Source organism: Vagococcus fessus (genome assembly GCF_003987565.1).
Classification (GTDB): Bacteria; Bacillota; Bacilli; order Lactobacillales; family Vagococcaceae; genus Vagococcus_D; species Vagococcus_D fessus.
Window position 1 is genome coordinate 80,488 of the sequence record NZ_NGJY01000004.1, and the last position, 20,154, is coordinate 100,641.

At 35.0% G+C, this 20,154-nt stretch carries 22 protein-coding genes and 1 other annotated feature; of the genes, 18 read left to right on the forward strand and 4 right to left on the reverse strand.

Annotation, left to right across the window (positions count from 1 at the left end; genetic code table 11):
• Positions 1-266 precede the first annotated feature (266 nt).
• The 3 genes from CBF31_RS09555 to ybaK are packed head-to-tail and all read left to right on the forward strand — an operon-like array spanning position 267 to position 2,732.
• The gene (locus tag CBF31_RS09555; RefSeq protein ID WP_281272818.1) at positions 267-1,448 is read left to right on the forward strand and encodes a class I SAM-dependent rRNA methyltransferase; all 1,182 of its coding nucleotides are present in this window, start codon (positions 267-269) and stop codon (positions 1,446-1,448) included.
• 28 nt (positions 1,449-1,476) lie between these two features.
• Positions 1,477-2,238: a type I 3-dehydroquinate dehydratase gene (gene aroD, locus CBF31_RS09560; RefSeq protein WP_126832460.1), complete on the forward strand. Its 762-nt coding sequence runs from the start codon at positions 1,477-1,479 to the stop codon at positions 2,236-2,238.
• 5 nt (positions 2,239-2,243) lie between these two features.
• Complete coding sequence (gene ybaK / locus CBF31_RS09565; RefSeq protein WP_126832462.1) at positions 2,244-2,732, forward strand: Cys-tRNA(Pro) deacylase; 489 nt, start codon at positions 2,244-2,246, stop codon at positions 2,730-2,732.
• Between the two features lie 33 nt (positions 2,733-2,765).
• Here ybaK and CBF31_RS09570 read toward each other — a convergent pair whose 3' ends face one another.
• Entirely contained in the window at positions 2,766-3,308 is a 543-nt protein-coding gene (locus CBF31_RS09570) for a hypothetical protein (RefSeq protein ID WP_126832464.1), read from the reverse strand.
• A 93-nt stretch (positions 3,309-3,401) separates the two neighbouring features.
• Complete coding sequence (locus CBF31_RS09575; protein WP_126832466.1) at positions 3,402-4,670, reverse strand: BaiN/RdsA family NAD(P)/FAD-dependent oxidoreductase; 1,269 nt, start codon at positions 4,668-4,670, stop codon at positions 3,402-3,404.
• A 252-nt stretch (positions 4,671-4,922) separates the two neighbouring features.
• On the opposite strand from CBF31_RS09575, the gene CBF31_RS09580 reads away from it, so the two are divergent.
• From CBF31_RS09580 to CBF31_RS09605, 6 genes are all read left to right on the forward strand, one after another.
• Positions 4,923-6,269, forward strand: coding sequence for a glucose-6-phosphate isomerase (locus tag CBF31_RS09580; protein WP_126832468.1), 1,347 nt, complete (start codon positions 4,923-4,925; stop codon positions 6,267-6,269).
• A gap of 127 nt (positions 6,270-6,396) precedes the next feature.
• Positions 6,397-6,849 carry a hypothetical protein gene (locus CBF31_RS09585; RefSeq protein ID WP_126832470.1) on the forward strand — a complete coding sequence of 151 codons (453 nt, stop codon included), beginning with the start codon at positions 6,397-6,399 and terminating at the stop codon, positions 6,847-6,849.
• A 14-nt stretch (positions 6,850-6,863) separates the two neighbouring features.
• Positions 6,864-7,091: a hypothetical protein gene (locus tag CBF31_RS09590; protein WP_126832472.1), complete on the forward strand. Its 228-nt coding sequence runs from the start codon at positions 6,864-6,866 to the stop codon at positions 7,089-7,091.
• Complete coding sequence (locus CBF31_RS09595) at positions 7,078-8,022, forward strand: SPFH domain-containing protein (protein WP_126832474.1); 945 nt, start codon at positions 7,078-7,080, stop codon at positions 8,020-8,022. Before CBF31_RS09590 ends, CBF31_RS09595 begins: the two co-directional genes overlap by 14 nt.
• A 447-nt stretch (positions 8,023-8,469) precedes the next feature.
• On the forward strand, positions 8,470-9,147 hold the full coding sequence (locus CBF31_RS09600; protein ID WP_126832476.1) for an NAD(P)H-dependent oxidoreductase: 678 nt from the start codon (positions 8,470-8,472) through the stop codon (positions 9,145-9,147).
• Between the two features lie 12 nt (positions 9,148-9,159).
• A complete protein-coding gene (locus CBF31_RS09605) occupies positions 9,160-9,336 on the forward strand; it encodes a hypothetical protein (protein ID WP_245977955.1) in 177 nt (58 codons plus the stop codon).
• 41 nt (positions 9,337-9,377) lie between these two features.
• Here the strand turns inward: CBF31_RS09605 and CBF31_RS09610 are convergent, their stop codons facing one another.
• Together CBF31_RS09610 and CBF31_RS09615 are read right to left on the reverse strand one after the other, a co-directional pair.
• Positions 9,378-9,974, reverse strand: a complete 597-nt coding sequence (locus CBF31_RS09610) for a nitroreductase family protein (RefSeq protein WP_126832480.1) — start codon at positions 9,972-9,974, stop codon at positions 9,378-9,380.
• Positions 9,975-10,127: 153 nt separating this feature from the next.
• On the reverse strand, positions 10,128-10,715 hold the full coding sequence (locus CBF31_RS09615) for a YdcF family protein (protein WP_126832482.1): 588 nt from the start codon (positions 10,713-10,715) through the stop codon (positions 10,128-10,130).
• 169 nt (positions 10,716-10,884) lie between these two features.
• On the opposite strand from CBF31_RS09615, the gene CBF31_RS09620 reads away from it, so the two are divergent.
• The 9 genes from CBF31_RS09620 to CBF31_RS09660 all read left to right on the forward strand — a co-directional run bounded on the left by CBF31_RS09620 (position 10,885) and on the right by CBF31_RS09660 (position 20,140).
• On the forward strand, positions 10,885-11,064 hold the full coding sequence (locus CBF31_RS09620; RefSeq protein WP_126832484.1) for a 2-hydroxymuconate tautomerase: 180 nt from the start codon (positions 10,885-10,887) through the stop codon (positions 11,062-11,064).
• A 354-nt stretch (positions 11,065-11,418) separates the two neighbouring features.
• A complete protein-coding gene (gene thrS, locus CBF31_RS09625) occupies positions 11,419-13,368 on the forward strand; it encodes a threonine--tRNA ligase (protein ID WP_126832486.1) in 1,950 nt (649 codons plus the stop codon).
• 229 nt (positions 13,369-13,597) lie between these two features.
• A complete protein-coding gene (locus CBF31_RS09630; RefSeq protein WP_126832488.1) occupies positions 13,598-15,772 on the forward strand; it encodes a penicillin-binding transpeptidase domain-containing protein in 2,175 nt (724 codons plus the stop codon).
• 121 nt (positions 15,773-15,893) lie between these two features.
• Complete coding sequence (gene rpmG, locus CBF31_RS09635) at positions 15,894-16,043, forward strand: 50S ribosomal protein L33 (protein WP_023606847.1); 150 nt, start codon at positions 15,894-15,896, stop codon at positions 16,041-16,043.
• Between the two features lie 87 nt (positions 16,044-16,130).
• Entirely contained in the window at positions 16,131-16,685 is a 555-nt protein-coding gene (locus tag CBF31_RS09640) for a 5-formyltetrahydrofolate cyclo-ligase (RefSeq protein WP_170167938.1), read from the forward strand.
• 1 nt (position 16,686) lies between these two features.
• Positions 16,687-17,433: a rhomboid family intramembrane serine protease gene (locus tag CBF31_RS09645; protein ID WP_126832492.1), complete on the forward strand. Its 747-nt coding sequence runs from the start codon at positions 16,687-16,689 to the stop codon at positions 17,431-17,433.
• Between the two features lie 70 nt (positions 17,434-17,503).
• Positions 17,504-17,552: a sequence feature (sodium ion sensor (DUF1646 type); this cis-regulatory element may regulate processes involved in with the transportation of sodium ions), on the forward strand.
• A 53-nt stretch (positions 17,553-17,605) separates the two neighbouring features.
• Positions 17,606-18,778 (forward strand): cation:proton antiporter, encoded by a 1,173-nt coding sequence (locus tag CBF31_RS09650; RefSeq protein ID WP_126832494.1) that lies wholly within the window; start codon positions 17,606-17,608, stop codon positions 18,776-18,778.
• A gap of 178 nt (positions 18,779-18,956) precedes the next feature.
• Positions 18,957-19,157: a YqgQ family protein gene (locus CBF31_RS09655; RefSeq protein ID WP_126832496.1), complete on the forward strand. Its 201-nt coding sequence runs from the start codon at positions 18,957-18,959 to the stop codon at positions 19,155-19,157.
• Between the two features lie 20 nt (positions 19,158-19,177).
• Entirely contained in the window at positions 19,178-20,140 is a 963-nt protein-coding gene (locus CBF31_RS09660; RefSeq protein WP_126832499.1) for an ROK family glucokinase, read from the forward strand.
• The last annotated feature ends 14 nt before the right edge of the window (positions 20,141-20,154 follow it).

Sequence of the window (20,154 nt, forward strand, 5' to 3'; positions counted from 1 at the left end):
CTTTCGAAGAAAAATTTCATTTTAATTTTATTAAGTAAATAAAGCTTTTTATTACTTATGCTTTACCTTCTATTTTACCAATTATACTAGTCTAATGTCAATTTGCAAGAAACGGTGTAAAAATATAGAAAATATTCATAATCTTAAGAGTTACTTAGAGAATAGAAGGCTTTTTCTTTTAAATAGTAACAAATATGCTAAAATAGTAATCGTAAACAGAGTAGCATGTAAATGTGAAGAAATTTAAGTGAGAAATGAGAAAAAATATGAAAAAGATAATGTTAAAGAGTAAACATAGTAATAAAGTGAGAAATGGCTATCCCTTAATTCAAAAAGAAGACTTGCAAAAAGCTGAAGATGCTAAATTAGTAGGACAATGGGTAGAGTTTATTTCACCCAGTAATGACTATGTTGGAACAGGTTATATCGGTGAGCAAAATAAAGGGATTGGCTGGGTCGTTTCTCATGCTAAAGGAACGGTTATTGATCAAGCTTTTTTTGAGAAGTGTTTTCGAGTAGCTGGCGAAAAACGCCAACATTTTAAAGGAAATGACCAAACTACTGCTTACCGTTTATTTAATGGTGAAGGTGATTATTTTGGTGGGATTACGATTGATATCTATAATGAGTACGCTCTGTTCTCTTGGTATAATGCGAGTATTTATAGCCATAAGAAATTAATTGTCGATGCTTTTAAAGCATCGTTCCCTGAAATAAAAGGCGCCTATCAGAAAATTCGATTTACAGAGAAAGGATTAGCCGAATCGGAGCATGTCTATGGTTCAGAAGCACCAGAACCTTTATTAGTGAAGGAAAATGGTGTGACTTATGCGACTTATATGAATGAAGGGATGATGACTGGAATTTTCTTAGATCAAAAAGAAGTTCGTGGGTTATTGGTTGATGGTCTAGCAACAGGTAAAAGTGTGTTAAATACGTTTAGTTACACAGGGGCCTTTTCAGTCGCTGCTGCAATGGGTGGAGCGAGTTCGACTGTCAGTGTCGATTTAGCTAAGAGAAGCTCGCCTAAGACAAAAGAAATGTTTGAGGTAAACGGGTTAAGTTTAGAGAACAATAAGATTGTTGTTATGGATGTTTTTGATTATTTCAGTTATGCCAAGCGTAAAGAGTTAGCTTTTGATATGATTATTTTAGACCCACCAAGTTTTGCGCGTAATAAAAAGCGTACGTTTTCAGTCGCTAAAAACTATGGTGATTTGGTCGCTGAAGTGAGTGAGCTATTAACAAAAGATGGCTTATTAATAGCATCAACCAATGCTGCAAATATTAGTTATGATAAATACGTATCAATGATTGAAGAAACATTAAAAGCAAAAGGTAAACGATTCAAACGATTAGAAACGCACCGCTTGCCACAAGATTTTGCGATTAATCCTAATTTTAAAGAAGGTAATTATCTTAAAGTTATTATTTATCAACTAAATTAGACTATGAGAATGGAGAGGGGAAAAGGTGATGAGTAAGATTCAGTTAAAAGCATTTGCCCCTCCTAAGATTTGTGTTCCAGTAATGTCAGAAAGTCCAGAGAAAGTAGTTGAATTCTGTAGTATGTTAGCTCCCTTAGCTCCTGATTGTGTGGAGTGGCGTTTAGATTACACGGCTGATTTGTCTGAGGAGGCACTTCGTTATTCACTAGATGAAATGAATAGACTATTGCCAGACGAAACTGCCATTCTTGCAACATACCGAACGAAATATGAAGGTGGTGAAGGGGATTTATTACCAGTTGACTATCGAATATTAGTAGAATGGTTGATAGTACAGGATGGTATTGATCTTATTGATATTGAGTTGGCTCAAGGTGATGAATCTGTGGCGCAGTTAATTAGACGAGCTAAAGAAAATCAGGTAACAAGTGTGTTATCTTATCATAATTTTAGTGAAACGCCTGATAACGTACACTTAAATGAATTACTGTATACCATGACACTTAAGAAACCTGATGTTGTTAAGATTGCAACAATGGGAATTAATAAATCTGACTATCCACGCCTTGCTAAGTTGGTAAAAAAATGGTCGAGCCGTAACGACGGAAGTTTATTTATTGCACTTGTTATGGGAGAACTTGGACAGATGAGCCGACTAGAAGGTGAAAAATTCGGAAGTGTCATGACATTTGCTAGAGTGGATAAAGGATCAGCACCAGGACAATATACAATAGAAGAAGTTAGAAATTATTTAGAAAATGCTAGTAGAGATATAAATAAGGAAGTGTAGAGGATATGGCGAAAAAGAAGATTCAGAAAACAAATGCCATTCGGTTATTAGACCAAAAAAAAATAGCGTATGAAGAACAAGAATTTGCCTATTCAGAAGATCACGTTGATGCGGTAACAGTTGCACACACATTAGGTGAAGAAGAGGATGAAATATTTAAGACTTTGGTAACAGTTGGGAATAAAACTGGACCAGTTGTTGCAGTTATTCCAGGCAATCAAGAATTAGACTTGAAGAAGTTAGCAAAAGTTAGTGGGAATAAAAAGGTAGAGATGTTGCCACTTAAAGATTTAGAAGCCACAACGGGCTATATTCGTGGTGGTTGTTCGCCGGTTGGCATGAAGAAATTATACCCAACTTATTTTGATAGTTCAGCACTCACTCATGATAAGGTACATGTATCGGCAGGTAAAAGAGGGTTACAGATGAGTGTTAATCCCGAAGAACTAGCGAGTGTTGTTCGAGGAAAGTTTGAGTCTATTACAGCAGAGTAAAAAAATAAGCACCCTTTTTGGGTGCTTATTTTTTTATCTTTTTTGTGATTCGAATACAATTTTTTCTGGAATAGGGTAATTTGCAATATCTTCACCATCAGATGCTAATGAATCCTCATAGTCTTCGATAGATAGGTCTAAACGACGTGAAATATCAAACACACTATGTAAAACATCATGGAAGTACATACCATTTCCTTGTTCAAAGTAATCTTTAAATTCAGCAGTATGTTGACCAAAGCCAGTTTCTGCTTCATATTTTTTAGATTCTTCAATGAAATCATTAAAGTGAGCTTTTGTGTAAGTTGTAAAAGCATTGTAAATTGAGATAGCTGTTGCTAAATCTTCTTGCCATTTTGTATAAGGTTTTTTAGCTAAGCCATTTTTTACTTCAATTAATTGTAATTTTTCATCGCGGATGTGTTGTGTCATTAACATATCTAAATTCAGATTTAAACCGGTATATGAAACATCGTCAAAGTTGCCTTCTTTTAAGTCTTGTAACTCAGAAGCTAAGCTTTCTGCAGTAAAATTGCGATTTTCTAGTGTTTTATAAATCTTTTTTTGTTGAAACATCTAAACGCCTCCCGATATGATTTGATATAAAACTAATTATAAGTATATTATACCTTAATTATATAATACCCACAATGACAAGATTTAAGAGACTTAATAATTATAATAGCTTGCGATTTCAGCCGCATGTTTTCCAGCAACATGACCTGTGACAAAGGCAGCTGTAATATTGTAACCACCTGTGTAGCCATTAATATCTAGTACTTCTCCGGTAAAGAATAAACCTGCCACTTTTTTACTCTCCATTGATTTAGGTTGAACCTCTTTTAGAGAGATACCGCCACCTGTTACGAATGATTTTTCGATAGGCCATGTGCCGTTAATGCTGACACGGAAATCTTTTACAAGTGAGATAAAGTCTAGCATGCTTTTTTCGTCCCAAGATTTAATCGTCGCGCTACTGTCTATTGAAGCTTTTTCTAATAAGAAATCAAGGTAGCGTTCAGGCAAGAAGCCTTTAAGGGCATTTTTGATAGATTTTTGTTCATTGTCTAAACGACGTTTTTTGATATCGGCTAATAAATCTTCTTTTTCTTTACTAGGTAAAGCATCTAAGCTTACCGTAGCAGTTGGATGTTTTTCTAGTTCGCGGTTAACAAACATGCTACAACGTAAAGCTGCAGGACCTGATAACCCAAAGTGAGTAAAGAGTAAGTCCATTTCATGGGAAACAATCGGTTTATTTTTTTCATTCAAGACACTTAATTTAATATCTTGTAGTGACAGACCTTGTAAAGTTTTACTTGTAATGAATTTCTCTTTAGATAATAAAGGAGATTCCGTTGGAAAAAGAGGTGTTACGGTATGACCTGTTTTCTTAGCAAAACGATACCCATCTCCAGTTGAACCGGTGTGATCATAAGTACGGCCTCCCGTTGACACAATCACACAAGGGGCAACATGACGCTCGCCAGAGTCTAATTGAACACCGACAATTCGACCTTCATCTGTTAAAAGACGTTTAACAGTTTCTTGAGTTAAGACTTCAACACCTAATTCTAATGCGCGGTTAAGCAAACAATCCACAATTGATTTTGATTTATTTGTGACAGGGAACATTCTACCGTGGTCTTCTTCTTTTAATGAAACGCCATTCTCTTCAAAGAATGCCATCACATCATGATTAGTAAATTGCGAAAACGCACTGTATAAAAATTTCCCATTGCCAGGGATATGCGCAATAATATCTTCAGGTGAACGGTTATTCGTAACATTACAACGCCCGCCACCAGTTAAGAGTAGTTTTTTTCCAACACGTTTATTTTTTTCTATTAATAAAGTTCTAGCACCATTTTCAGCGGCAGAGATGGCAGCCATCAATCCACTAGTACCAGCACCAATTACAATTACATCTTTTGTCATTCTTCCTACCTCCATATCGAGTTAAGTTTACCATGAATAGTAAGAGGTAAGGAAGTATCAATGGAAAGAAACGCGTTTATTTTAGAAAATAGCCATCTAATTGGTCTAGTTCATTTAGTTTTTTTAGATGTTACTGGTAACAAAATAGAAAAAAACAGTTAGACTTGGTAACTTTACTTGAAAAATACTGAAAAAAAACGTAAAGTAGTATGTGTTAAAGCAATTACATTATCCTTGAAGGAGGAACACAAAATGTCACATATTAAATTTGATTATTCAAAAATGAGTTCTTTTATTGGTGAAAATGAATTAGGCTACATGCAAAGCCAAGTTTCTGCAGCTCATAAAGATTTACATGAAGGAACAGGTGCTGGAAGCGACTTTTTAGGTTGGATTGATTTACCAGTTAATTACGATAAAGATGAATTCGCTCGCATTAAAAAAGCAGCTGAAAAAATTCAATCTGATTCAGAAGTATTAGTTGTTATTGGTATAGGTGGATCGTATTTAGGTGCGAAAGCAGCTTTAGATTTCTTAAACCATTCATTCTACAATTTATTAGGTGATTCAGAACGTAAAGCACCACAAATTTTCTTTGCTGGAAACAGCATCAGCTCATCTTACTTAGCTGATTTAATTCATGTGATTGGTGACCGTGATTTCTCTGTAAACGTGATTTCAAAATCAGGTACAACAACAGAACCTGCGATTGCATTCCGTGTATTCAAAGAATTATTAGTTAAAAAATATGGTCAAGAAGAAGCTAACAAACGTATCTACGCAACAACAGATAAAGCCCGTGGTGCAGTTAAAGTAGAAGCTGATGCCCAAAACTGGGAAACATTTGTTATTCCTGACGATGTTGGTGGCCGTTTCTCTGTGTTAACAGCAGTAGGGTTATTACCAATTGCAGCTAGTGGCGCAGATATCGATGGTTTAATGCAAGGGGCAGCAGATGCTCGTACGGCATACAGCAGTGATAAATTAGAAGAAAATGAAGCTTACCAATACGCAGCATTAAGAAATGTTCTTTACCGTAAAGGAAAAGTGACAGAACTTTTAATCAATTATGAGCCAAGCTTACAATACTTCTCAGAGTGGTGGAAACAATTATTCGGCGAATCTGAAGGGAAAGACCAAAAAGGAATTTACCCATCAAGCGCTAACTTCTCAACTGACTTACATTCATTAGGTCAATACATTCAAGAAGGACGTCGCAATATCTTTGAAACAGTTATTAAAGTAGATAAAGCGCGTCATAGCTTAACTATTCCAGAGATGGAACAAGATTTAGATGGTTTAGGTTACTTACAAGGAAAAGAAATTGATTTCGTTAATACGAAAGCTTTTGAAGGAACATTATTAGCACATACAGATGGCGATGTTCCAAACTTTGTCTTAACTATTCCTCAAACAGATGCCTACACATTAGGTTACTTAATGTACTTCTTTGAAATTGCAGTAGGAATTTCAGGATACTTAAACAGTGTGAATCCATTTGACCAACCAGGTGTTGAAGCGTACAAGAAAAATATGTTCGCTTTACTAGGTAAACCAGGATTTGAAGACTTACAAAAAGAATTAGAAGCACGTTTATAAAATAGAAACTAACAAAAAAACTCGCAGACCGCGAGTTTTTTTGTATAGCAAAGCATGTAATCGGTCTCAAGACTGGGTATTTTTCGTTAATTATATGGTAATATAAAGAAGAAAGGCGGTGGAAAATATGGATCAAAAGACATTGGATTTAGTCAAACAAGGTAAATACTTAGGTGCTGTTAAGAATTATGTTGAAGTTGTCACAGAAGAGGCTAATAATATGCAACATTTAGCAGACCCGTTGTTCCAACAAGAGCAGACGGAGATACCTCATCATAGTAGCCCAAGAAATACAGGAGGACGTAATGTTAACCGTGTGCAACATCAAGCACCGAAAAGTTTGCAGATGCAAACAGGACAGTCTACTCATTCTTCGCCAAATCTCCAACAACGTCATCAATTTCACCATAAAAAAGTGAGCAATCATAAACAACATCCAATTAAGTCGCTTCGACCACATAACCGTCCGATAACGAAGGAGTCTATTATAAAAGTAGAACGAAATAGTTCAGTAGGCTCAGTTGCATTTTCATTAATGATGATGGTAGTGCTGCTTGTTGTGTTCGTTTTAACGTTATAAGTTGAGGTGATAGTATGGATTATCAAATGAAACGATTAGTTGGTTTCGGATTTAAATTGCCAGAAGACGGAATTCGTGGCAGCGTGAACTTAAAAGGGATGAACTTTGAGTATCATTGTCTAGAAGGCAGTAGTGCTAAAGGACAAATGGTAGAGGTAGTTGGATTTGAGAAAAATCAATTACTGCTTAGAGAGAGTCAAACTATAAAAGAAAGAGATGTGAATTATATTGAATATCGGTAGTGTTATTTTATTAATTGTGATTTTAGCGTTAGCAGTTTTTATTGTGTCAAAATCAATTATCATTGTGAAACAGGGGGAAGTAAAAGTAGTTGAAAGTTTTGGTAAGTATGTCAAAACACTTGAACCAGGCTTACACTTTTTAATTCCAATTTTATACAATGTTCATTGTCGTGTGTCATTGAAACAAACACCATATGAAATTTCACCGCAAAGTGTTATTACAAAGGATAATGTTATTGTTGAAGTAGATGAAGCTCTGAAATTTCACGTAACAGACGTTCGTGCCTTTGTTTATGATAACGAAGATTCAGTTATGTCTATGATTCAAGATTGCCAATCAAACTTACGTGGTATTATTGGTAAAATGGATTTAAATGAAGTGTTAAATGGAACTGAAGAAATCAATACGGCATTATATAACTCAGTAAAAGATATTACAGCAGGTTATGGTTTAGCGATTGACCGTATTAATATCGGTGAGATTTCTGTAAGTGAAGAAATCATTCAATCAATGAATAAATTGATTACAGCAAGTCGAGATAAAGAATCAGCGATTACGATTGCTGAAGGACAAAAACAATCTGTTATTTTAGAATCAGAAGCAAGAGCTTCTCAAATGGAAATTGATGCAGAAGCGCGTGCTAAACAAACAAAAATTGATGCGGCAGCCCGTGCTGAAAGAATGCGTATTGATTCAGAAGCCGAAGCAAAACGGGTTCAAATTTTAGCAGAAGCGGAAAAATTACGTGTCTTAACGGTTAACCAAGGGATTCAGGAGAGTCAAGTGGACGATAATTTATTAGCTTATTTAGGAATTGAAGCCTTCCAAAAAGTAGCTGAAAGTGATACAAATACTGTTATTATTCCAAGTAATATGACAGGTCTTGCAAACATCCCAGTAGCTAAAGAGTTATGGGATAAATCTAAATAATAAAAAAACTGTTCTAAATCTTCTGATTTAGAGCAGTTTTTATTTGTGAGTTTCAATAGAGTGGGTACCAACAAGCAGGGTAATAATGAAAAGAAAGAAGAATAGTAAACCTATGTCAGAAAAATAAGTGCTGCTAATTAAGGAATAGAAGAGCTGGTATTCTATTATAAGTATTAGGGCGAGTATAGGTATCTGTTTCTTTTGCTTTTTAGTCGTTTTTTAGCCATCAGTGTCCCTCCATTTTAATGACCTGTCATTTATTTGATATCATGTGATGAGTGGCAGTAGATTGACTAGACTACAATTAGGTTAAGCATACGCTCGGTTAGGTAAAAATACAAGGGATACAGATAGAAATTCATTGTAATAATTAAGCAAAAGGTTGGCGAGAGAATTTAACATCGTCTATACTTTAAGAGATGATAAATAGGTAGAGGAGTAGTTTATATGAAAACATTAATTATTGTCGCTCATCCAGATGTCAAAGGGTCAATGAGCCAGCAATTTTTCTTATCGGGATTAGAGCAAGAAAAAGAAGTAATGATTCATCAATTATATGACAGCTATCCTGAAGGTAAGATAGATATGGGAAAAGAAATAGAACGAGTTCTTTCACATGACCGTATTATTTTTCAGTTTCCATTATATTGGTACAGTGCCCCTAGTTTATTAAAAGAGTGGCAGGATGTTGTTTTATCGGGGATTGCGAGTAATGACAGTTACATGAAACGAGTGGCAGGAAAAGAATTTGGAATAGTGGTATCCATAGGGGTAAAAGAGACGTCGTATCAAGCAGGTGGCAGTGTGGGTCTGTCTTTAAGTGAACTTATGAAACCTTATCAGGCTATGGCGACTTATTTTGGCTTAGATTTTATGCCGATTTTTGCTAATTATCAATTCATGTATCAAACTGAACAGGCTAAAAAACAAGTATTGGTAGACTATCAGTATTATGTGACAGGTCCAAAATTAAAAACATTAGCCAGTCGTACGAAATGGTTGAGAGAGCGAGTGATGGGCAGTCAAACATTGGATACCGATTTAGTAGCACCACTTTTAACTCAATTAGAAGAAAACGACGACATAATAGAAGATTTAAATCAAACCTTAGCTGACATGTCATAAGGAGGAATAATTTTGGCACAAGATTGGATTGAAAAACAAGCAGTAGAATTAAAAGCAACTTGTCGTGATTACAAAGAGCTTGCTCTTGTGGATGAGTTAGTGAGACTACTTGATGAACAAGATGTACGAATTGAACAACTAGAAGGTCAATTAGATGGAACGCTTTGGAGTCCTAGTAATTGGCGTTAAAAAAAGCATCTCGTAATCTAACGAGATGCTTTTTTTTATATTTAATTGAATGTACGGAAACGTTCAGTGTCAGACATGTACTCTTTATCACCAGCAGGAGCTTTGATTGAACCAAAAGGCATTTGTCCTGTTAAGCGCCATGAAGCAGGGATATTCCATTTTTCGGCCACTTTTTCATCAATGAGTGGGTTGTAATGTTGGATAGTTGCTCCGATTTCTTTTTCAGCTAAAGCTGTCCATACAGAATGTTGAGCCATACCTGTAGATTGCTCAGACCATAGTGGGAAGTTAGCAGCGTAAAGTTTGAATTGATCTTGAAGAGAAGCAATAACGTCTGTATCTTCGAAGAATAAAATTGTTCCTTTACCAGCTGCAAAACTTGCTAATTTAGCTTGTGTTTGCGGGAAGTTTTCTTCAGGTGTCAGTGGTTTTAATTCATTTTCTACAATAGTCCATAAAGCGTGATGTGCATTATCAAATAAAATAACAGCACGTGATGATTGAGAGTTAAAGGCAGATGGTGTTTCTTTGATAGCGTCAAAAATAATAGATTCTAATTCAGCTTCAGATAATGAAACATCATTTCCTATTGAATAGATAGAACGTCTTTTTTGTAATGATTTAATATAGTTTGTCATGTTAGATGATCTCCTTTAAGTTGGTTTCTTTTTTGATTACATACTTAGTATAGTACCTTACTAAAAATAAGTAAATATATTTGCTTACCAAAAATAAGAAAAAACAAAAAAGAGCGACAAATGCGCTCTTTTTTGTTCCTGTTTAAATAAATTCTACCATTCAAAAGGAATGGCATAGCCTAAAGCTAGAATTTCTCTAGCGTAACTAATTTTTTTAGCTGATGGTGGTGTCGGTGCGGCTTGACCGTGTATATTTTCAATACCTAAGCGTTTTGCTAAGAGTTTGGCACGGTATATATGGAAATCATTGGAAACGATGACTGTTTTTCCGAGATTTGTTTTATGTGAGGCATTCATCAAGTTTTCCATGGTGTTGGTAGACTCATCTTCTGCGATAATTTTTTTTGAGGGGATACCATGATTGACTAAGTAACGAGCCATCACGCGTGCTTCTGATTCATTTTCATCATTTCCTTTACCACCAGATACGATAACGGTTGCTTTAGGATTGTTTTGTAAATAGTGTATGGCTGTATCTAAACGCTCTTGAAGAACAGAGCTAGGTTTTGCTGGTTTACCTTTTACTTTCGCACCTAAAATAATTACGGTGTCGGCATTATTTGGAGCAGTTTCATCTTTACAACTTAGAATTAGAGATAAGCTAAACAGACTGTAAAGCAATCCAATTAGGATAAAACTAAGTAAGCTCCATTTCCATTTTGATTTTTTTCGTGTTGGCATGTAGCGCATCACTCTCCTTTACAAGTGAAAGTATAAACAATAAAGGTAAAAAAAGAATGAATATTGTTGTAAGAATTTCTTAATAGGTCTTAACATTTAATAAAGAATTGATGTTTGTTCTTTATAAATACCTTATAATAGAGATATAAAATAAAAAGGAGTGGATAGTATGCCAATCGTAAACGTTCAATTATTAGAAGGCCGTACACCAGAACAAAAGAAAGCAATGGTTAAAGAAGTAACAGATGCCATCGTTAGAACTACCGGAGCAAAAAAAGAAGCCATTAGTATCGTTATCACAGATATGAAAAAAGAAGATTATGGTATCAATGGGGATACGTTAGCGTAAAGGAAAAGACTCTTGCCAAATTCTAAGATTCGTGGTTAAATGGAGTTATATTAATGAATAAAAGATCATTGCGAAAGACACCATTTGTTGAAAACTACCTAGCAGAGAGGGAAATATTAGCTGAGAATTTCCTAGATAAGTCCAATAAGTGACCACTTTCAAGAATTTAGTCGAAACTAAGTCGGTCGTCCCGTTATCACGAATGAAGTATAGCTTTTCCTGTCTTTTAAGGGATAAGTTTATTAAATTTTAGGTGGAACCACGATAATATCGTCCTAATGTCTTGTGAATACAAGATGTTAGGGCGTTTTTTGTTTTAGCAATGTGATTATTTAAATCTAAGGAGGAACACACATGTCAGAAATTAAAGTAACATTTCCAGATGGTGCAGTAAAAGAATTTGAGGCTGGCGTCTCTACAAAAGACGTTGCTGAAAGTATTAGTAAAAGCTTAGCTAAAAAAGCTTTAGCAGGTAAATTTAATGGGGAGTTAGTCGATTTAGTTCGTCCGTTAGATGTAGACGGTTCAATCGAAATTATCACACCAGACCATGAAGATGCTTTAGGTATCTTACGTCACTCAACAGCTCATTTAATGGCGAATGCCGTTCGTCGTTTATATCCAAACATTCATTTTGGTGTAGGACCAGCGATTGATAATGGGTTCTATTATGATACTGATAATGGGGAAGACCCAATTTCAGAAGAAGACTTACCAAAAATTGAAGAAGAAATGATGAAAATCGTTAAAGAAAATAACCCAATCGTTCGTAAAGAAGTAACAAAAGCGGAAGCATTAGAGTTATTTAAAGAAGATCCATATAAAGTAGAATTAATTACTGATCTTCCAGAAGACGAACAAATCACAGTCTATGACCAAGGTGACTTTGTTGATTTATGTCGTGGGGTACACGTTCCTTCAACAGGCCGTATCCAAGTCTTCAAATTATTATCAGTTGCTGGGGCATATTGGAGAGGAAACTCAGACAATAAAATGATGCAACGTGTTTACGGAACAGCTTTCTTTGATAAAAAAGAACTAAAAGCTTACTTACAATTCCGTGAAGAGATGAAAGAACGTGACCACCGTAAATTAGGTAAAGAATTAGGCTTATTTATGACAAATAGTGATGTGGGTGCTGGACTACCATTCTGGTTACCAAATGGTGCTACTATCCGTCGTACAATTGACCGTTATATTACAGATAAAGAAATCAGCTTAGGCTACCAACACGTTTACACACCAATCATGGCGAACGTAGAGTTTTACAAAACGTCTGGTCACTGGGACCATTACCATGAAGATATGTTCCCACCAATGGATATGGGTGATGGCGAAATGTTAGTATTACGTCCTATGAACTGCCCGCATCACATGATGGTTTATAAAAATGAAGTTCACAGCTACCGTGAATTACCTATTCGTATCGCTGAATTAGGTATGATGCACCGTTACGAGAAGAGTGGCGCATTATCAGGGTTACAACGTGTACGTGAGATGACTTTAAATGATGGCCATACATTTGTACGTCCAGACCAAATTAAAGACGAATTCAAACGTACATTAGAATTAATGGTTGCGGTATATGAAGATTTCAATATCACAGATTATAAATTCCGTTTAAGCTACCGTGACCCAGAGAATACTGAAAAATACTTTGATGACGATCAAATGTGGGAAACAGCTCAAAAAATGTTAAAAGAAGCTGTTGATGAAATGGGCTTAGAGTACGTTGAAGCTGAAGGAGAAGCTGCTTTCTACGGACCTAAACTTGACGTTCAAGTTAAGACTGCTATGGGAATCGAAGAAACACTTTCAACTATCCAATTAGATTTCTTATTACCACAACGTTTTGATTTAACATATGTAGGAGAAGATGGCGAAAATAATCACCGTCCAGTCGTTATTCACCGTGGTATTGTGTCAACAATGGAACGTTTTGTTGCTTACTTAACAGAAGTATACAAAGGCGCTTTCCCTACATGGTTAGCACCAGTCCAAGGTACAATTATTCCAGTAAGTAATGATCACCATATGGACTATGCATTTGAAGTCAAAGGTCAATTAGAAAAATTAGGGTTACGTTTTGAAGTAGATGAGCGTAATGAAAAAATGGGCTATAAAATCCGTGCCTCTCAAACTCAAAAAATCCCGTATCAATTAGTTGTAGGAGATAAAGAAGTTGAAGCTGGTGAAGTGAATGTTCGCCGTTACGGAAGTAAAGAAACAGCTTCTATGTCATTAGAAGATTATGTTGCTTTAGTAACAGATGAAGTTGCTAATTACAGCCGTCCAAGAGACTAATCATAAGTTAGAAAGAAAAGAGTTCCTTTTGAATAAAAAGGCTCTTTTTTTTTCACAAAAAAGACCTATTTTATTTGCTTATAGCTGTAATTAATGAGATACTTCAAGGTGGAGAAATAGCAATTATTAAAGAGTGTTAAAATTTACTTTAACTTTTTGCGTGAGCCTATATTTTTTAGTAAACTATTAAGAGTAAAAGGGTCAGTCTAATTTGGAAGGAACAGATAGAATGAAAGAAAAATTAACAGATAAATTTAAAACATTACAAAAAGAATATAGTTGGTTGAAATTGCCACAATTTTTAACACCCGAGACATTAAAAAATAAACATATGATGCCTAAAAAGTCACATATTCCGTTTAGGTTAAACTTTTTGTTCTTTATTGTGTTCGCTCTTTTTGTAACGTTACTAGCACAACTTGCTTACTTACAAATTGCGAACGGTGATTTTTTTAGAACAAAAATTGAATTAGATGAAAAAACAGTTGTAAAAGGAAATGCCCCTCGTGGTCAAATTTTTGATGAAAAAGGAGAGGTGTTAGTAGGCAATCAATCTAAGTCTGCAATTCTTTATACGAAACAAGAAGCTATGTCAACATCAAAAATGTTAGAAACCGCTCATAGAATAACAGACTTACTTGATATACCAGCTGAAGAATTAACAGATCGTGATAAAAAAGATTATTGGTTAGCTGATCAAGAAAATTTGAAATTAGCACAAAAACGACTGAAAAAAGAAGACTTATCAGATGCAAAGGGTGAACCGTTGCCAAATAGTGTGATTTATCAAAATACGGTCGCTAAGGTTAAAGACTCAGAAATTGATTTTAGTGAAGAAGAATTAAAGACAGCTACAATATACAAAAAAATTAGTGGTGTTCTGGCTATGATGCCGGTCTACATTAAAAATAAAGATGTTACAACAGAAGAATTAGCCATTGCAGCTGAGCATTCAGCCGACATTCCAGGTCTTTCAACAGGAATGGATTGGTCGAGAGAATATCCAGCTGAAGATTCTATGAAGACTATCTTAGGGACAGTTTCTACTGATAAATCAGGAGTTCCTGTCGAGCAAAGTGAAAAGTATTTAGGAAACGGCTATTCACGTAATGATCGTGTGGGGTTAAGTTATCTTGAAAAATATTATGAACCTGTACTTAGAGGAACAAAACCTAGTACAGAAATAACTTATGAAGATAAAAAAGAAAAAACAAATCCTCATCAAAAAGTGTATGAGGGTGAAAAAGGTAAGAATTTAGTATTAACAATTGATGTTGAATTCCAAAAGCAAATTGAAAAGATTTTAGAATCAGGTTTCTCTATTTTAGAAAGTAACGGAAGAACAAAATACTCAGAGGGTATTTATGCTGTTGTTATGGAAAATAAAACAGGGGCTGTTAAGGCAATGGCCGGGATCGAAAGAGACCTTGAAACTGGTAAGAAGAAAAAAGATGCACTTGGAACGATTAATAAAGCCTTTACGCCGGGTTCCATTGTGAAGCCTGCGATGATTATGGGCGGCTATCGCAATAATATTATTTCTGGAAATGCTGTGTATTTAGATGAACCCATTCAACTGGATGGAGATAATGTGAAACAATCAGTCTTTACAGGCTATGAAGGTCCTCAAAAATTAAATGTCGTCGATGCTCTTAGAAAATCCTCTAACGTTTACATGATGAAGATTGTCTTTGATATGATGGGTGAGACCTACGAACCTAATATGATTTTAGGAGACCATATGGATGTTTTTAATACTGTTAGACAAAACTTCCAAGATTTTGGTCTAGGTGCTCCAACAGGTATCGATATAGCGGGTGAAAGTTTTGGGTTATCTCCTAAAGACTTCTATCACCCAGATGGTAGTATGGTTCAAGGGCGTATGGGGAACTTACTTGATTTGTCATATGGTAACTTTGATACTTATACACCGATGCAATTGGCCCAATATGTTAGTACGATTGCTAATGATGGCGTAAAATTAGCACCACACATTGTGTCTGGAATATACGGTAATGGTCCAGATGGAACTATTTCAGGGTTAGAAGAAAAAATTCAACCTAAAGTAATGGCGACGATAGGTGATAAAAAAGATTACAAATACATCAAACAAGGGATGTATGAGGTAGTGAATACCTATGATGGTACAGGTAATGACATGGGACCAACAAAGTACGAAGTGTCAGGTAAAACGGGTACTGCAGAAGTTCCTCGTGATAATCCTAAAGACCCATATAATCCAATTGAGTTATATAACAGTACGATGATTGCTTACACACCATCAAAAGATCCAGAAGTTTCTGTTGCAGTAGTTATTCCGCATATTACAGATGAAAGTGACAAATTGAATACAGCTTTAACAACTCAAATTATCAATGCTTATACAGAATTTTACGATAAATAAATTTGTAAAGTACTTTTACTTAACAAATTTGCTCAAAAGGGTAGAAATTCATGATGAAAGATGATATTATAGTTCAAGTGAGGTTATATCACATATACTTATACTATTTGGAGGTCATATCATGCGTGTTCATATCACTTTAGAATGTACAGAATGTAAAGAACGTAACTATTTATCTAACAAAAATAAACGTAACAACCCGGATCGTTTAGAAGTTAAAAAATATTGTCCGCGTGAGCGTAAAGTAACGCTTCACCGTGAAACAAAATAACAACAGATAGCGCAAGCTACTGTTGTTTTTTTTGTTTAAATTTCATAGAGTATGATACTATATAAGTACTGGAGTGAGGTGAAGATAGTGAAGGATAAAATGCGTAAACGAGGATTAGAACTCCTTAAAAATTTAAGAAATGATCCGAAGAAAAAAGTTGAGTTGGAGAGTAAGATTTTAAGTCAACTTTTTGAGACGAGAATATGGCAAGGAACAGAAGTGATAGCCATAACAATGAGTTTGCCTTTTGAATTTAATACAAAACCGATTATTGAAGAAGCTTGGAAAACGGGAAAAAAATGTTATGTTCCCAAAGTTTTAGCTAATAATCAGATGACATTTATACAAATTACACCCGATACACGATATGAAAAAGGCGTATTTGGAATAAAAGAACCAATCGGTGATTCAATTTCGAGTTTTTCTAAAACAGCTTTAATGATTGTTCCAGGTCTAATATTTAATCGAGAAGGTTATAGAATAGGACAAGGTGGTGGTTATTATGATCGCTATCTATCAAATTATAAGGGAATAACAGCAAGTCTTGTTTTTCCACAGCAACTATCTGATGATTGGACACCGGAAAAGTTTGATCAGCCAGTAGACTATATTATCACAACAGAAAAAGTAATTGAGGTGTAGAATGGAACAAACAATAAAGAGAAAATTAAATCTACTTAAAGCACAACCTATAATAGTATGGTTATTTTTAGCTATTCAAGTACTTGTATTTCTAGCAATGACTTTTGAAGGATTTCGTAATGGGCTAGGGTTTAGCGGTTCTCAATCTTCTGAAATACTAGTTAAATACGGTGCATTAAATAAAAATTTAGTAATGTATTTTGGTGAGTATTGGCGTTTAGTAACACCGATGTTTGTTCATATAGGAGTTATGCATTTATTAGTGAACTCAGTGACTCTATATTTCTTAGGTAGTCAATTAGAAGGCTTAATTGGACATTGGCGCTTTGCAATTGTTTATTTATTGGCAGGATTTAGTGGAAATATTTTAAGTTTTGCGTTAAATACCCCTCAAGGTATCTCAGCTGGAGCTAGTACAGCTTTATTCGGATTATTTGGGTATTTTGTTGCTCTAGGAAGAGTATATCCTTATAATTCAGCGATTCGTTATATGGCTAAGCAGATGGGGACACTTATTTTTATTAACTTACTCTTTAATTTATTTAGCACAACAATTGATATGTGGGGACATATTGGTGGTGTTATCGGAGGGTTCTTATTAGGTTTCATTGTATCTGTTCCTAAAATTAGAGGAACTGCTAATGGAGAAACAACAAGTGATATTCATCGTAAAATACGAGCAGGGATGGTCTATATTTTTATGATAGTGTTCTGTTTGTACTATGTTTACCGCCAATATTTAGTATAGAAAACTTATAATCGTTAACTTTGATATTAGAATAAATATGTGTCATAATAGTATTATAAATTAAATAGACGGTTGGGCAGCTATGCTTTCAAGGTTTTTTCTTCAAAGGGCGGGAAGAAAATTTGAAAGTGGAGCTGTCTATTTTTTTGTCTAAATTGAAAGGAATGTTAGGATGTTAGAAGAATTATTGATTGCTTTGATTGTTATTTTATTAGGAACTAAATTGGCTGGACACTTATGCCAGTTGATTAATGTACCTGCTGTTATAGGGGAATTATTAGTGGGGATTTTAGTAGGTCCTGCGGTATTACAATTAGTTCACCCATCAGATATGATTCATGTGTTTTCTCAGATTGGTGTTATATTATTGATGTTCTTAGCAGGTCTTGAAAGTGATCTAGATTTACTTAAAAAGTATTTAAAACCTTCAGTGTCTGTTGCGATAATGGGAATTCTTTTACCCCTAGTGTTGTGTGGTGTAGTAGGTTCGCTCTTTAACCTATCACTAATGAGTTCATTATTCTTAGGGATTGTATTTAGTGCAACCTCTGTTAGTATCTCTGTTCAAGTCTTACGTGATTACCGTCGACTTGATTCACAGGAAGGTTCTGTTATTTTAGGAGCGGCTGTAGTAGATGATATTGTTGTTGTTTTACTAGTAAGTATTTTCTCAACAGTATTAAATATGGAAGGTAACTTTAGTTTAAGTCCTGCTTTCTTTTGGGATTTATTAGGTAAAAAATTACTATTTTTCGTAGTGGTGTACTTGGTTGCTAAATTTGCTATTCAACCGATTTTAAAATTTAGTAAACGTATTATTGCAACAGAAGCAGAAACTGCTATTGCTCTTGTTCTATGTTTCGCATTTGCGGTAATGTCTGAAATGCTTGGTATGAGTGATGTTATTGGTGCTTTCTTTATGGGACTGATGTTATCTCGTCAACCAGCTAAAGAGCAGATTGAAAAACGCGTGGTTACAATAGGATATGCATTATTCATCCCAGTATTCTTTGTATCTATTGGATTAGATATACAGTTCTCAGCATTTAAAGAGCATGGTCTCTTCATTTTAGTTTTATCAGTAGCAGCAATTGTTTCAAAACTTGTTGGAGGATACATTAGTGCTCGTACCTCTAAAATTGACCGCCATAAAGCTTGGATTGTTGGTGCGGGAATGGTATCACGTGGAGAGATGGCACTGATTATTGTACAAATGGGTAAAACGTTAGGTTTAGTAACGGGAAGTATTTATTCTGCAATCGTAGTAGCGATTATTATTGCGACATTAGTGTCACCACTACTAATAAAATTCTTTGTAGAACGTGAACAAAAATTATCAGTTTAAAGAAAGGGCCTCTATTTTAGAGGTCTTTTTAGTTAGGATAAATAAGTGAAAAGTATTTATAATTAAGGTTGGAAAAGTAGCTGTTATTTAGGTATAATCACAAGGGATAGAAAAAGAAAAAATCACAGTAAAAATGTGTGTTTTTTTATATTTAATGGTATTATAAAGGATGTGTACGATGAGAACACTTTATGATGTTCAGCAATTATTAAAAGGGTTTGGATCAGTTATCTATGTCGGAAAACGTCTATGGGATATCGAAGTAATGGGGATAGAATTAGACAGTTTATATAAAGCAGAGGTTATTGATTTAAAAACGTATCACGCTGCAAAAGTTGTCTTAATAAGAGAACATGAATTAGAACTTAAGAAGCAATAACATTAAAGGAGGACGAGTTTGTGAGTCGTAAATTAATTGGTATTGATTTAGGAGGGACAACTGCAAAGTTTGCCATCTTAACTGAGTTAGGAGAAATTCAACAAAAATGGAGCATCCCAACAAATATAGCAGAAGAAGGTAGTTTAATCGTTCCAGATATTATTGAATCAATTAAACACCGTTTAGCTATGTATGATATGACAAAAGAAGATTTTATTGGAATTGGTATGGGAACACCTGGTACTGTAGACCGTGAAAATGGAACAGTTATTGGAGCATATAACCTTAATTGGAAAACACTCCAACCTGTGAAAGAGCAAATTGAAAGTGCTTTAGGGATTCCGTTTGCAATAGATAATGATGCTAATGTAGCAGCATTAGGTGAAAGATGGCAAGGTGCTGGTGAAAACAGTTCTGATGTTACTTTTATTACGCTAGGTACAGGTGTTGGTGGCGGTATAATCGCTGAAGGTCATCTTTTACATGGTGCAGTTGGAGCAGCAGGTGAGATTGGGCATATTACAGTTGATCCAGAAGGCTTTGAGTGTACTTGTGGTAAAAAAGGCTGCCTAGAAACTGTTGCCAGTGCAACAGGTGTTGTAAAATTAGCACGTACGCTTTCTGAAGAATACTCTGGCGATTCTAAATTGAAATTTATGATTGATGATGGTCAAGATGTTTCGAGTAAAGACGTCTTCGAATTAGCAGAATCAGGTGATGAATTTGCTTTAATCGTAGTCGATAAAGTATCATTCTACTTAGGATTAGCATGTGGTAATATTGGAAATATGTTAAACCCTACAGATATTGTTATCGGTGGTGGCGTATCAGCAGCAGGGGAATTTTTACGTAGTCGAGTACAAGAGTATTTCAATCAATTTACATTCCCACAAGTTCATGAGAGTACGAGAGTTAAGTTAGCACAATTAGGTAATGAAGCAGGCGTTATTGGTGCCAGTTCATTAGCTTTAAAATTTAAATAGGGTAAGATAAGGAA

Excerpts from the sequence above, each read along its gene's own strand:
- CBF31_RS09555 (WP_281272818.1), top strand. The coding sequence starts at position 267 with ATGAAAAAGATAATGTTAAAGAGTAAACATAGTAATAAAGTGAGAAAT.
- aroD (WP_126832460.1), top strand. The coding sequence starts at position 1,477 with ATGAGTAAGATTCAGTTAAAAGCATTTGCCCCTCCTAAGATTTGTGTT.
- ybaK (WP_126832462.1), top strand. The coding sequence starts at position 2,244 with ATGGCGAAAAAGAAGATTCAGAAAACAAATGCCATTCGGTTATTAGAC.
- CBF31_RS09570 (WP_126832464.1), bottom strand. The coding sequence starts at position 3,308 with ATGTTTCAACAAAAAAAGATTTATAAAACACTAGAAAATCGCAATTTT.
- CBF31_RS09575 (WP_126832466.1), bottom strand. The coding sequence starts at position 4,670 with ATGACAAAAGATGTAATTGTAATTGGTGCTGGTACTAGTGGATTGATG.
- CBF31_RS09580 (WP_126832468.1), top strand. The coding sequence starts at position 4,923 with ATGTCACATATTAAATTTGATTATTCAAAAATGAGTTCTTTTATTGGT.
- CBF31_RS09585 (WP_126832470.1), top strand. The coding sequence starts at position 6,397 with ATGGATCAAAAGACATTGGATTTAGTCAAACAAGGTAAATACTTAGGT.
- CBF31_RS09590 (WP_126832472.1), top strand. The coding sequence starts at position 6,864 with ATGGATTATCAAATGAAACGATTAGTTGGTTTCGGATTTAAATTGCCA.
- CBF31_RS09600 (WP_126832476.1), top strand. The coding sequence starts at position 8,470 with ATGAAAACATTAATTATTGTCGCTCATCCAGATGTCAAAGGGTCAATG.
- CBF31_RS09610 (WP_126832480.1), bottom strand. The coding sequence starts at position 9,974 with ATGACAAACTATATTAAATCATTACAAAAAAGACGTTCTATCTATTCA.
- CBF31_RS09615 (WP_126832482.1), bottom strand. The coding sequence starts at position 10,715 with ATGCCAACACGAAAAAAATCAAAATGGAAATGGAGCTTACTTAGTTTT.
- CBF31_RS09620 (WP_126832484.1), top strand. The coding sequence starts at position 10,885 with ATGCCAATCGTAAACGTTCAATTATTAGAAGGCCGTACACCAGAACAA.
- thrS (WP_126832486.1), top strand. The coding sequence starts at position 11,419 with ATGTCAGAAATTAAAGTAACATTTCCAGATGGTGCAGTAAAAGAATTT.
- CBF31_RS09630 (WP_126832488.1), top strand. The coding sequence starts at position 13,598 with ATGAAAGAAAAATTAACAGATAAATTTAAAACATTACAAAAAGAATAT.
- rpmG (WP_023606847.1), top strand. The coding sequence starts at position 15,894 with ATGCGTGTTCATATCACTTTAGAATGTACAGAATGTAAAGAACGTAAC.
- CBF31_RS09645 (WP_126832492.1), top strand. The coding sequence starts at position 16,687 with ATGGAACAAACAATAAAGAGAAAATTAAATCTACTTAAAGCACAACCT.
- CBF31_RS09650 (WP_126832494.1), top strand. The coding sequence starts at position 17,606 with ATGTTAGAAGAATTATTGATTGCTTTGATTGTTATTTTATTAGGAACT.
- CBF31_RS09655 (WP_126832496.1), top strand. The coding sequence starts at position 18,957 with ATGAGAACACTTTATGATGTTCAGCAATTATTAAAAGGGTTTGGATCA.